The sequence below is a fragment of the Mycobacterium sp. NPDC050441 genome, from assembly GCF_040655355.1.
GTDB lineage: Bacteria > Actinomycetota > Actinomycetes > Mycobacteriales > Mycobacteriaceae > Mycobacterium.
The window spans coordinates 284,268-296,731 of the sequence record NZ_JBFAJS010000005.1; the positions used below are offsets into that span (position 1 = coordinate 284,268).

The 12,464-nt window shown below is 67.1% G+C and carries 10 protein-coding genes; 3 read left to right on the top strand and 7 right to left on the bottom strand.

The genetic code is table 11. From position 1 onward, the window contains the following. Window positions 1-62 precede the first annotated feature (62 nt). Complete coding sequence (locus tag AB0I14_RS17000; protein WP_358023555.1) at window positions 63-548, bottom strand: RDD family protein; 486 nt, start codon at window positions 546-548, stop codon at window positions 63-65. Between the two features lie 155 nt (window positions 549-703). Between AB0I14_RS17000 and glnA (AB0I14_RS17005) the strand changes: the two genes are divergently transcribed. From glnA (AB0I14_RS17005) to AB0I14_RS17015, 3 genes are all read left to right on the top strand, one after another. Continuing rightward, entirely contained in the window at window positions 704-2,140 is a 1,437-nt protein-coding gene (gene glnA, locus AB0I14_RS17005) for a type I glutamate--ammonia ligase (RefSeq protein ID WP_358023557.1), read from the top strand. 211 nt (window positions 2,141-2,351) lie between these two features. Then, window positions 2,352-2,783 carry a D-aminoacyl-tRNA deacylase gene (gene dtd, locus AB0I14_RS17010; protein ID WP_358023560.1) on the top strand — a complete coding sequence of 144 codons (432 nt, stop codon included), beginning with the start codon at window positions 2,352-2,354 and terminating at the stop codon, window positions 2,781-2,783. A gap of 32 nt (window positions 2,784-2,815) precedes the next feature. After that, on the top strand, window positions 2,816-3,256 hold the full coding sequence (locus tag AB0I14_RS17015; RefSeq protein WP_358023562.1) for a DoxX family protein: 441 nt from the start codon (window positions 2,816-2,818) through the stop codon (window positions 3,254-3,256). Here the strand turns inward: AB0I14_RS17015 and AB0I14_RS17020 are convergent. From AB0I14_RS17020 to AB0I14_RS17045, 6 genes are all read right to left on the bottom strand, one after another. Beyond that, the gene (locus tag AB0I14_RS17020) at window positions 3,253-4,110 is read right to left on the bottom strand and encodes a TIGR03619 family F420-dependent LLM class oxidoreductase (protein ID WP_358024370.1); all 858 of its coding nucleotides are present in this window, start codon (window positions 4,108-4,110) and stop codon (window positions 3,253-3,255) included. The two genes, AB0I14_RS17015 and AB0I14_RS17020, sit on opposite strands and share 4 nt — an antisense overlap. Further along, window positions 4,107-4,736 (bottom strand): PaaI family thioesterase, encoded by a 630-nt coding sequence (locus AB0I14_RS17025; RefSeq protein WP_358023564.1) that lies wholly within the window; start codon window positions 4,734-4,736, stop codon window positions 4,107-4,109. The genes AB0I14_RS17020 and AB0I14_RS17025 overlap by 4 nt, the downstream gene beginning before the upstream one ends. 96 nt (window positions 4,737-4,832) lie before the next feature. Next, window positions 4,833-7,847, bottom strand: a complete 3,015-nt coding sequence (locus tag AB0I14_RS17030) for a bifunctional [glutamine synthetase] adenylyltransferase/[glutamine synthetase]-adenylyl-L-tyrosine phosphorylase (protein WP_358023567.1) — start codon at window positions 7,845-7,847, stop codon at window positions 4,833-4,835. A 51-nt stretch (window positions 7,848-7,898) separates the two neighbouring features. Continuing rightward, entirely contained in the window at window positions 7,899-9,239 is a 1,341-nt protein-coding gene (gene glnA / locus AB0I14_RS17035; RefSeq protein ID WP_036449413.1) for a type I glutamate--ammonia ligase, read from the bottom strand. A 52-nt stretch (window positions 9,240-9,291) separates the two neighbouring features. Beyond that, a complete protein-coding gene (locus AB0I14_RS17040) occupies window positions 9,292-10,818 on the bottom strand; it encodes an alpha/beta hydrolase (protein ID WP_358023570.1) in 1,527 nt (508 codons plus the stop codon). 88 nt (window positions 10,819-10,906) lie between these two features. Beyond that, complete coding sequence (locus AB0I14_RS17045) at window positions 10,907-12,424, bottom strand: alpha/beta hydrolase (protein WP_358023573.1); 1,518 nt, start codon at window positions 12,422-12,424, stop codon at window positions 10,907-10,909. Window positions 12,425-12,464 lie beyond the last annotated feature (40 nt).

Consider the following 12,464-nt stretch of genomic DNA (forward strand, 5'->3'; position numbering starts at 1 on the left):
GCGTGAACAAGATCGCGAGAATTCTCCAGAATCTCGCGGTCTTTTTCACATTGGGGTGAGCGCTACCGCCGCACCACCGCGGTGAACGTCAGCCGGTCGTGCAGGCCGCGCAGATCACTGTCGGAAACCAGCGGCGGGATCACCAGTGCGATCAACACCACCCGCAGGAACGCCCGCACGATGCCGATCCGGTCCCGCCCGTCGGCCGGCACCACGGCCAGTCCGACCGCCAGCTGCCCCGGCGTGAACGAGAACAGCCGGACCGCGACCGTGCCCAGCACCATCCAGATCACCAGCACGGCCGTGGACAGCAATGGCAGCGAAATCAGGCCCAGGGCCATCAGCAGGCCGGCCAGCCCGTAGGCCACCAGCCAATCGATCAGGAGCGCGCCGAGCCGCCGGCCCGTCCGGGCCAGCGAGCCGGGCCCGGACTCCGGTAGGCCGAGGCGCTCACCGGGGTATTTTCCCCGGCCATCCTGCGCGTCTTCGCCGTCGCCGGCGTCGAAAGGTCCGGGTCCGGACAGCCAAGTTCCCATCGTGCGCGCCATAGGGCCAGAATAGGCGGAGCCGGCGAAGTGACGGTCAGTAGCTCACGTCACACAGAACGGTCATCGCGTAACTTGCGCGCAACATATGGTTGACGACTGCGCAACATGGTGTCCTTAGCGTCAACCCGCGGGTTACCAGTAAAGGAGAACACTCAGTGGCAGAAAAGACGTCCGACGACATCTTCAAGCTGATCAAGGACGAGAACGTCGAATACGTCGACATTCGCTTCTGCGATCTGCCCGGCGTCGTCCAGCACTTCTCGATCCCGGCGTCGGCGTTCGATGCGAGCGTCTTCGAGGACGGCCTCGCGTTCGACGGCTCGTCGGTCCGCGGCTTCCAGTCGATCCACGAATCCGACATGATGCTGCTGCCGGACCCCGACACCGCCCGCATCGACCCGTTCCGCGCCGCCAAGACGCTGAACCTGAACTTCTTCGTGCACGACCCGTTCACCCGCGAGGCGTACTCCCGCGACCCGCGCAACGTGGCCCGCAAGGCGGAGAACTACCTGGCCAGCACCGGTATCGCCGACACCTGTTTCTTCGGTGCCGAGGCCGAGTTCTACATCTTCGACTCGGTGAGCTTCGACTCCAAGATGAACGGCACCTTCTACGAGGTGGATTCCGAGTCGGCGTGGTGGAACACCGGCGAGCCCTTCGAGGCCGACGGCTCCCCCAACCTCGGTTACAAGGTCCGCCCCAAGGGTGGCTACTTCCCCGTCGCGCCCTACGACCACTACGTCGACCTGCGCGACGAGATGTCGACCAACCTGATCAACGCCGGGTTCACCCTGGAGCGCGGCCACCACGAGGTGGGCACCGCCGGCCAGGCCGAGATCAACTACAAGTTCAACACCCTGCTGCACGCGGCCGACGACGTGCAGCTGTTCAAATACATCATCAAGAACACCGCGTGGCAGAACGGCAAGACCGTCACCTTCATGCCCAAGCCGCTGTTCGGTGACAACGGTTCGGGCATGCACGCCCACCAGTCGCTGTGGAAGGACGGCAAGCCGCTGTTCCACGACGAGTCCGGCTACGCGGGCCTGTCCGACCTCGCCCGCCACTACATCGGCGGCATCCTGCACCACGCCCCGTCGCTACTGGCGTTCACCAACCCGACGGTGAACTCCTACAAGCGTCTGGTGCCGGGCTACGAGGCCCCGATCAACCTGGTGTACAGCCAGCGCAACCGGTCCGCCTGTGTCCGTATCCCGATCACCGGCAACAACCCGAAGGCCAAGCGCCTCGAGTTCCGCTGCCCGGACAGCTCGGGTAACCCGTACCTGGCGTTCGCGGCCATGCTGATGGCCGGCATCGACGGCATCAAGAAGAAGATCGAGCCGCTCGCCCCGGTCGACAAGGACCTCTACGAGCTGCCGCCGGACGAGGCCGCCAACATCCCGCAGGCACCCACCTCGCTGTCGGCCGTGATCGACCGCCTCGAAGAGGATCACGAGTACCTCACCGAGGGTGGCGTGTTCACCGAGGACCTGATCGAGACCTGGATCTCCTACAAGCGGGAGAACGAGATCATGCCGATCCAGATCCGGCCTCACCCGTACGAGTTCAGCCTCTACTACGACGTTTAAGTCGGCTCGCCGACACGACGTTTAAGTCGGCTCGCCGACACGACGTTTAAGTCGGCTAAGTCGTAGCGCACGAAAAGGCCGGGTGGCTTCCTTCGGGGCCACCCGGCTTTTTCGTGTCTGCGGCCGCCGGTTTCTACACCAGGGTCGTCGAACCTCGCGAGAATCGCAGCCCAGGCGTAGAAGTCGAGGCCCTGCCCCGCACAATGGACCGATGCGTGTTCTGGTGCAGCGGGTGACATCGGCGAGCGTGACGGTCGACGGCGCGGTCGTGGGAGCCATCGATCCGAACCCGCAGGGGCTGCTCGCCCTGGTCGGGGTCACCCACGAAGACGACGCCGCCAAGGCCCACCGGATGGCCGAAAAGCTTTGGCAGTTGCGGATACTCGATGGTGAGAAGTCGGCGTCCGACGTTGCTGCGCCGATCCTGGCGATCAGTCAGTTCACGCTGTACGCCAACACCGACAAGGGCAGGCGGCCGTCCTGGAACAGAGCGGCGCCGGGACCCGTCGCCGAGCCGTTGGTGATTGAATTCGCCGACGCGCTCCGAAAGCTGGGCGCCGTTGTGCAAACGGGGGTTTTCGGTGCGGATATGCAGGTGCAACTGATCAATGACGGACCGGTAACGGTGTTGCTGGAGCTGTGAGATTCCTTGGCGTCGGCGCGTATCGTCAGCCCATGACGACCAATCTGGACACCCGGCTCGGCTCACTGTCGCCCGCCGTCATCAGTTTGTTTCGCATTGTGTTCGGCCTCCTGTACACCATCCATGGAGCGCAGAAGTTGTTCGCGTGGCCGGTCGGCATGCCTGACGCGGCAGGTGAACTCGTCGGTTCAGCTGTGCCGGTGGGCACCTGGCCGTTCTGGTACGGCGGCCTCATCGAATTCGTGTTGGGCCTGTTGATCCTGACGGGATTGTTCACCCGCATCGCGGCATTCATCGCCTCCGGCGAGATGGCGTTCGCCTACTTCACCCAGCATCAGCCCAAGGCACTGCTGCCGATCGAGAACGGCGGTGAACTCGCTGTCCTCTACTGCTTCGGGTTCCTGCTGCTCGCCGCAATCGGTGGTGGCGCATACGCGTTGGATGCGGCGCGCAGCAAACGGCTGTCGGGCTAGTCCAGCGCGAGGTCCTTGCGGAACCGCTTCATCCCGTCGATCTTCTCGGCCAGGGTGGCGTCGGGCCCGGAGTAGAACATCCACGGCATGGTGATGATGCCCTGGATACCGCCGGCCTCCGCGCGCGCATAGTGCTCGGGGGTGAAGGCGTCGGTGAGGGGTGTGATGATGGTGAAATCATCCATCGTCAAACCTTTTTCGGCGCGCAGGTCGCGTAACCGGTCGACCCGCTGCAAGGCGGCTTCGGTGGAGATCAGATCGCCGATCCAGCCGTCGTGGCGCGCCGCGCGGCGCAGCGCGATGTCGGACAGACCGCCGACGTAGATCGGGATCGGCGGCGGAGTGGGCTCCATCTCGAGTCGCGGTGTGGAATAGAACTCGCCGTCGAACTCGGTCCAGCCGGGCTCCCACAGCTTCTTCATCAGCTCGAGCATCTCGTCGGTGCGCTTTCCGCGTCGCGCGAACTGCTGACCCAGCAGCTCGAACTCCTCCTCGCACCAGCCGACCCCGATGCCCAGTTCCAGCCGTCCGCCGGCCAGGTAGGCAGCGGTGCCAATGGCTTTGGCCGCCGAATACGGGTCGCGCATCGCGGGTAGGTAGACCGTGGTGACGAACTTCAGCCGAGTGGTCACCAGCGCCAGCGCCCCGATCATCACCCACGGATCCGGCCAGTCGGTGAACGCCTCCCAGCGCCGCTTGCCGTCCTTGGTGTAGGGATACGGCGTGGAAAGTGTCTCCAGGTTCACCACGTGATCCGGGATGCCCATCCCGTCGTATCCGAGATCGTCTGCGGCCCTGGCTACTTCGACGGCCTCCCGGGTGTCCATGAAGGCCATGCTCACGTAGAACTTCATCCGGCGTCCCGTGCCCATGCCGGAGTGATGAAGACGCCTTCCGCCTCGACGGTGATCCCGTCGCCGTCTCTGATGTGGCCCCTCGCAAAGGTTTTGACACCTTCGGTCCGGTCGATGTACGCCTCGGCGCGCAGCGGCCCCAGCGGCGTGCCGCGGCGGTACCGACAGGTGATGGTGCCGGTGTAGCGCGGCTCGTTCAGTCCCCCACTGGCCACCTCGCCGAGAATGTGGTCGAGCACCAGCGCACAGATCCCACCGTGAACCCAGCCCAACGGCCCCTCATAGGCGGCGCCCAGCACGAATTCACTCCAGCAGCTTCCGTCCTCGGAGTGCTCGATCACCAGCGGCGGGGCCAGCGCATTGCGCAGGCCGACGACCGGATTCGCCCACACCACCGGACGGTTCGTCTCGGCATGGAGCATGGCCTGCGGCCCGTCGCGCTGTTCGCGGCGCAGCGAGGCGGTGATCGCCTCGACGGCCGTGGTGGCCTCGGCGATAGTCGGCGTGTCCACCTCGGTGCGCACTCCGGCGTCGACGAGTTCGCGCATGGCACGGGCGAACGGCTCATAGAGTGCTTCGAGCCGATCGTGCTCGGCCGCGGTGATGACGTCGAACGTGTGCTTCATCCGGACTCCCAGTGAATTGGTTATATGCCCTTATTAACATCACCCACTGCGACGTCCTGCACGCGGGGCACTACTCCCGCTTCATCCATTGGCGGCTCAGCCGCCGAAAATCTTCCGGACCACACCCTTCGCCCGCCGCGTCACCCGCAGGTAGTTGTCCAGGAATTCTCCGCCGTCGTCGCTGCCCCACCCGGCCGCCAGGGCGACCGCGTTGAGCTGACGGCCCGGACCGGGAAGCTGATCGGTGGGCTTGCCGCGCACCAGCACCAGGGCATTGCGCGCCCGCGTGGCCGTCAGCCAGGCCTCCCGCAACAGCTCGACGTCACTCTCGGCGACCAGTTCGGCCGCGCCGATCGCGTCGAGGGTCTGCAAAGTCGAAGTGTTGTGCAGCGCAGGCAGATTGTGTGCGTACCGCAGCTGCAGCAGCTGCACGGTCCACTCGATGTCGGCCAGCCCGCCACGGCCCAGCTTGGTGTGGGTGTTGGGGTCCGCACCGCGGGGCAGACGTTCGGCGTCCACGCGTGCCTTGATCCGGCGGATCTCCTGGACGGCTTCGGCCGACACCCCGCCGGCGGGGTAGCGCGTCTTGTCGGCGATGAGCAGAAAGCGTTCGCCGAGTTCCAGGTCGCCGGCCACCCGGTGGGCGCGCAGCAGGGCCTGGATCTCCCACGCCTGAGCCCACTGTTCGTAATAGGCCGCATACGACGCCAGCGTGCGCACCAGCGGCCCGCTACGGCCCTCCGGGCGCAGCCCGGTGTCGACTTCCAACGGCGGATCCGCGCTCGGTGTCCCCAGCAGGGCCCTGACCTGTTCGGCGATGCTCACCGACCATCGCACCGCGGCCGAGTCCTCGACGCCGGTGTTCGGCTCGCACACGAACATCACGTCGGCGTCGGAGCCGTATCCCAGCTCGCCGCCACCTAGCCGGCCCATGCCGATCACGGCGATGCGCGCGGGCGCACCGGATTCGGGTGTGTTGGCCCGGATCACTGCATCGAGTGCGGCCTGTAGCACCGCGACCCACACCGAGGTCAGGGCCTTGCAGACATCGGTCACGTCGAGCAGGCCGAGCACGTCCGCGGAGGCGATGCGAGCCAGTTCCCGGCGCCGCAGCGTACGTGCGGCCGCGATGCCGCGTACGGGGTCCGGGTGCCGGCCGGCGGAGGCCACGAGCGCACGGGCCATGCTGTCGGGATCGCCGTCGAGCAGTTTGGGCCCGCTGGGGCCGTCGGCGTAGAGCTGGATCACCTCGGGGGCGCGCATCAGCAGTTCGGGGATGTAGGCCGAGGTTCCCAGCACCCGCATCAGCCGCTTGGCCACCGCCCCCTCGTCACGCAGGGTCGACAGGTACCAGCGCTGCTCGGACAATTCCTCGCTGATCCGTCGGTAGGCCAGCAGGCCCGCGTCCGGGTCGGGAGTGTCCGACAGCCAGTCCAACAAGGTCGGCAGCAGCACCTGCTGCACCGTGCCCCGGCGTCCGCTCTGGCCGGTGAGCGCGGCCAGGTGGGTCAGTGCGCTCTGCGGTCCCTCGTAACCCAGTGCGGCAAGCTGACGTTCGGCCGCCTCGGTGCTCATGCCGGCGCCGATGCCCAGCGCCGGCTGGCCCACCGATTCCAGCAGAGGCTGGTAGAAGAGCTTGGCGTGCAGTCGCGATACCCGCATGCTCTGCCGCTTGAGTTCCTCGCGCAGCACACCCTGGGCGTCGTGCCTGCCGTCGGGGCGCACGTGCGCGGCCCGGGCCAGCCAGCGGTACGCCTCGACGTCGCTGTCGTCGGGCAGCATGTGGGTGCGTTTGAGCCGCTGCAACTGCAGCCGGTGCTCGAGCAGCCGCAGGAATTCGTAGGAGGCAGTCAGGTTGGCAGTGTCGTCGCGACCGATGTATCCGCCCTCGCCGAGGGCCGTCAGCGCATCGATGGTGGATGCCACATGCAGTGAGTCGTCATTGCGTCCGTGCACCAATTGCAGGAGCTGGACGGCGAATTCGACGTCACGGAGGCCGCCGGTGCCCAGCTTGAGCTCGCGGGCCCGCACTCCGGCCGGGACGAGTTCCTCCACGCGGCGACGCATGGCCTGTACCTCGGGAACGAAATCCTCACGTTCGCAGGCGGTCCACACCATCGGCATCAATGCCTCGATGTAGGCCTTACCGAGTTCGGCATCGCCCGCGGCGGGACGCGCCTTGAGCAGTGCCTGGAATTCCCACGTTTTCGCCCAGCGCTGGTAGTAGGCGACATGGGAGTCCAGCGTCCGGACCAGTTGGCCGCGTTTACCTTCGGGGCGCAACGCGGCGTCGACTTCGAAGAACGCATCTGCGGCGAACTGCATCATCGCGCCTGCCACCCGGGTCGCGGTGGCGAGATTGTCGTCGGTGTCGGATTCATCCGCTCCGCCTACCAGGGGCTCCCCGACGAAGATGACATCGACGTCGCTGACGTAATTCAGTTCGCGTGCACCGCATTTGCCCATGGCCACGACCGCCAGCCGGGGCTCTATCCCGTCCTCGCACACGACACGGGTGGCCACCGTCAGCGCTGCACCCAGCGCGGCGTCAGCCAGGTCCGACAGGTGGGCTGCGACCTCGACGAAGGGCAGCACCGGCTCGTTCTCGACGGTCGAGGCCACGTCGAGCGCGGCCAGGACCAGCAACCGGTCACGGTAGAGATCGCGCAGTGCAGGCACGGCACTGCTTGTGCCCCTGTCGATCTCGGCAGTGTGCGCGGCAGCGGTGAAGATGCTGCGCAGCTCGTCGGCGCCGGGGAGCCCGACCGCGCCGGCCATCAACCGCCACGATTGCGGATGGGCGACGAGGTGATCACCGAGAGCCAAAGAGGATCCCAGTACACCGAAAAGGCGCCCCCGGAGTGCCTTGTCGGTCAGGAGCTGACGGTTGAGATCGTCGGCGCCGGCCCCGAGCGCATCGGCCAACCGGACCATGGCCAGCAGCGCGACGTCGGCGTCAGGTGCGCGCGAAAGCGACCACAACAGCTCGACGTGCGCCTCGGTGTTCCAGCCGAGCTGTTCCAGTTGGGCTGCCGCCTGCGGATGCACCAGCCCGAGCCGACCGACGCTGGGCAGTTTCGGGCGATCGGTAGCAGGCTTGGGCACGTTCACGACGGTAGCGCACGCCCGCAAGAAGCGACGGGCACCGCCACCGCCTCCGACCTACAGCGACAGGTAGTTCTTCAGCTCGTAGGGGGTGACGTGGCTGCGGTAGTTCTCCCACTCTGCGCGCTTGTTGCGCAGGAAGTAGTCGAATACGTGCTCCCCCAACGCTTCCGCGACCAGCTCGGAGTTCTCCATGGCCTCCAGCGCGTTGCCCAGGCTGGACGGCAGCTCGCGGTAGCCCATGGCACGCCGCTCCTCCGGCGTCAGGCTCCAGACGTTGTCCTCGGCCTGCGGGCCCAGCACGTAACCCTTCTCCACACCGCGCAGACCGGCGGCCAGCAGGACCGCGAACGTCAGGTACGGGTTGCATGCCGAATCGGGGCTGCGGACCTCGACGCGCCGAGACGACGCCTTGCGCGGGGTGTACATCGGAACCCGCACCAGCGCCGAACGGTTGGCCGCACCCCACGAGGCCGCAGTGGGCGCCTCGCCGCCGTGCACCAGACGCTTGTAGGAGTTCACCCACTGATTGGTGACGGCGCTGATCTCGCTGGCGTGCTCCAAGATGCCCGCGATGAAGGACTTGGCCACATCGGACAGCTGCAGCGGGTCGTCGGGGCTGTGGAAGGCGTTGGTGTCACCTTCGAACAGGCTCATGTGCGTGTGCATGGCCGAGCCGGGGTGCTCGCCGAACGGCTTGGGCATGAACGAGGCACGCACCCCGTCGGCGAGGGCGACCTCCTTGACCAGGTAGCGGAAGGTCATCACGTTGTCGGCCATCGACAGCGCGTCGGCGTAGCGCAGGTCGATCTCCTGCTGGCCGGGCGCGCCTTCGTGGTGGCTGAACTCCACCGAGATGCCCATCTGCTCCAGGGCTTCGATGGCGTGGCGGCGGAAGTTGGGGGCCGAATCGTGCACGGCCTGGTCGAAATAGCCGCTGTTGTCCGCCGGAACCGGCACCGAGCCGTCGTCCGGGCCGGGCTGCAGCAGGAAGAACTCGATCTCCGGGTGCACGTAGCAGGTGAAACCCAGGTCGCTGGCCTTGGCCAGCTGGCGACGCAGCACGTGCCGGGAGTCCGCCCACGACGGTGAGCCGTCCGGCATGGTGATGTCGCAGAACATGCGCGCCGAGTAGTGCTTGCCGGCGCTCGTCGTCCAGGGCAGCACCTGGAAGGTCGACGGGTCGGGTCGGGCGACGGTGTCGGATTCCGAGACGCGGGCGAAGCCCTCGATGGAGGATCCGTCGAAACCTATGCCCTCCTCGAAGGCACCTTCGAGTTCGGCGGGCGCGATCGCCACCGACTTGAGGTATCCGAGCACGTCGGTGAACCACAACCGAACAAACCGGATATCGCGTTCCTCCAGGGTGCGCAGCACGAATTCCTTCTGGCGGTCCATGAGCGCAGCGTAGGCATCGGCTGTTAATTCTGTGTTACGGGCCTGCAAGGAGTTAGCAGGAGAGGTTGCCCGGCGAGGCCTGGTTGACGAAGAAATTCAGCACCGCGGTGTCGACGCAGGCGTCCCCGTTGAACACCACGGTGTGTTGGGTGCCGTTGAAGGAGATCAGTGCCGCGCCCATTTGCCGGGCCAGGTCCACACCGGCCTGATAGGGCGTGGCGGGATCGCCGGTGGTGGACACCACCACGACCTTGCCGGGTCCGGGCCCGGTGATCGGATGCGGCACCGACGTCGCGGGCACCGGCCACAGTGCGCAGATGTCGCGCGGCGCGTACCCGGTGAACTCGCCGTAGGACATGAACGGTGCCGCGGCACGGATCCGCTGATCGGCGTCGGCCCAGACCGCCGGGTCGGTGGGGAACGGCGTGTCGACGCAACGGATCGCGGTGAACGCGTCCTGCATGTTCTGGTAGTGCCCGGTGTCATCGCGTCGCCAGTAGTCGTCGGCGAGCAACAGCAGGTCACCGGCGTCGGTGCCGCGCGTCAACCCGAGCAGTCCGCTGGTCAGATAGGGCCAGTACCGCGCCGAGTAGAGGGCATTGCCGGTGCCGGTGATCGCGTCGGCGTAGCCGAGTCCGCGTGGGTCGGCGGTGGGGTGCGCCGTCGTCACCAGTGGATCCGCGAGCTGTCGGTACCGGCCGACGAACTGGGCGGGATCGGTGCCCAGCGGGCAGTCGGCGTCTTTCGCGCAGTCCGCGGCGTAGGTGTCGAAGGCCTTCTGGAAGCCGGCGAGCTGGCGGATGTTCTTGGTGATCGGGTCCAGGCTGGGGTCGATGGCCCCGTCGAGCACCATGGTGCGCACCCGGTCGCCGAACTGTTCGGCGTAGGCGCCACCCAGTTCGGTGCCGTACGAGAAGCCCAGATAGTTGATCTGGTCCTCCCCCAGCGCGGCCCGCACCGCGTCCATGTCCCGCACCGCCGACGCGGTGCCGACGTTGGCCAAGAACGGTGCACCCATGCGGTCCAGGCACTGCTGGGCGAATTGCCGGTTGATGTCTTCGATGTGGGCGACCCCGGCCGGGCTGTAATCGGCCATCGGCTCGCGACGGTAGGCGTCGATCTCGGCGTCGGTGCGGCAGCGCAACTCCGGGGTGGAATGCCCGACGCCGCGGGGGTCGAATCCGATCAGATCGAAATGATCGGTGAGCGGGGAGCCTGCCAGCGCCGCCCCCATGCCGGCGACGGTGTCCACCGCCGAGGCACCGGGGCCCCCGGGGTTGATGAACAGGGCACCGATCCGGTTGCCGGTGGCCGGAATCCGGATGACGGCCAATTGCGCTTGTGCGCCTTGGGGATCCGCGGAACTCCAGTCCAGCGGTACCGAGACGGTGCGGCACTGCGCCGCCGGAATTCGTGCCGGGTCTTGCACCCATTGGGCGCAACTTCCCCACTCCGGCCCGGATTCCGGCACGGCGCCCGCGACCGGTACGGCGACCGGGCACACCACGGCGGCAGCGCCGAGCAGGGTCACCGCCAGAGCTCGCACTGCCCGTCTGCCCGCCCACCCCACGGCAGTCATGGTCGCACGGCGGCGGGCGCCTGGTCTGTGCCTGAGGCCGAGCAGAGACCAGCCGGAGACCATCCGGTGACCTGGCCGCCCGGTCCGGTCAGCAGCGGGTCCCGGGCGGTGGGACCTTCACGTCGACGAGGTACGTCGCGGCGATGTCGTCGATGCACTTGTTGCCCTGGAACACCACGGTGTGCTGGGTGCCCTCGAAGGTCACCAGCGTGCCGCCGAGTTGGCGGGCCAGGTCGACGCCCGCCTGGTAAGGCGTCGCCGGGTCGTTGGTGGTCGAGACCACCAACGTCGGGGGGAGCCCCTTCACCGAGATCTCGTGTGGCTTGCTGGTGGGCGGCACCGGCCAGAACGCGCAGGTGCTCATCGGCGCATGCCCGGTGAACTCGCCGTAGCTCATGAATGGAGCCACCTCGCGAGCCCGCCGGTCCTCTTCCACGACGGTGGCCCGGTCCGTGATGGCGGGCTTGTCCACGCAGTTGACCGCGACGCGCACGTCGGTCGAATTGTTGTAGTGGCCCTGGGCATCTCGACCCATGTAGAGGTCGGCCAACGCCAGCATCACATCGCCGTTGCCGTTCTTCAGCCCGCTCAGGCCCTCGGTCAGGTGCCGCCACAGATTCGGCGAGTACAGCGGCAGGATGGTGCCCACGGTGGCGTCGCTGTAGCCCAGCCCGCGCTGATCGCGGGTCTTGGCCGGGTGCTCCACCAGTGGGTCGACCAGGCTCTTGTACACCTCGACGGCCTTGGCCGGGTCGGTGCCCAGCGGGCAGTCGGGGTTCTTGGTGGTGCAGTCGGTGGCGTAGTCGTCGAAGGCCTTCTGGAATGCCGCGGCCTGACGGATGTCTTCCTCCACCGGATCCGCGTTGGGGTCGACGGCACCGTCGAGGATCATCGCGCGGACCTTCTGCGGGAACTGCTCGGCGTAGGTCGCGCCGATGCGGGTGCCGTAGGAGTACCCCAGGTACGTCAGCTTGTCGTCGCCGAGCGCGACCCGGATCGCGTCCAGATCCTTGGCGACGTTCTCGGTGCCGATGTTCTCCAGGAAATCGGAGCCCATCTTGTCGACGCAGCGCTGAACGAATTTCTTGGTTTCGTTCTCCAGGTGCTCAACGCCTTCGGGGGTGTACTCCACCGTCGGATCGGCCCGCAGCCGGTCGTTGTCCTCGTCGGAGTTGCACCACACCGCGGGCGTCGAGGATCCGACACCGCGCGGATCGAACCCGACGATGTCGAAGCGGTCCTTGACCGACTGCGGCAGACCTGACAGCAGGGAGACGGCCGATTCCACGCCGGATTCGCCCGGGCCGCCGGGGTTGATCACCAGCGAGCCGATCTTCTGGCCCGCGGCCGGGAATCGGATCATCGCCAGGCGGGCGATGTCGCCGTCGGGCTTGGAGTAGTCGACCGGCACCGACAGCATCCCGCATTCGGCGTTGTCGGGGATCTGCACGTGGTCGCCCGAGCCGGCGTTGCACGGCAGCCATTGCACCGGTGTTCCGGGCCGCGGGACCGCGATCCTGGCCTGGCCCTCGACCACCTGGGTACAGCCCGCCGCGGCCACCGCCGTCACCGCCAGCAACGCGCCGAACCTCATCCTGAACTTCATGGCTGACCATGCTGCCATGACGTGACATCGCCGCAGGCCG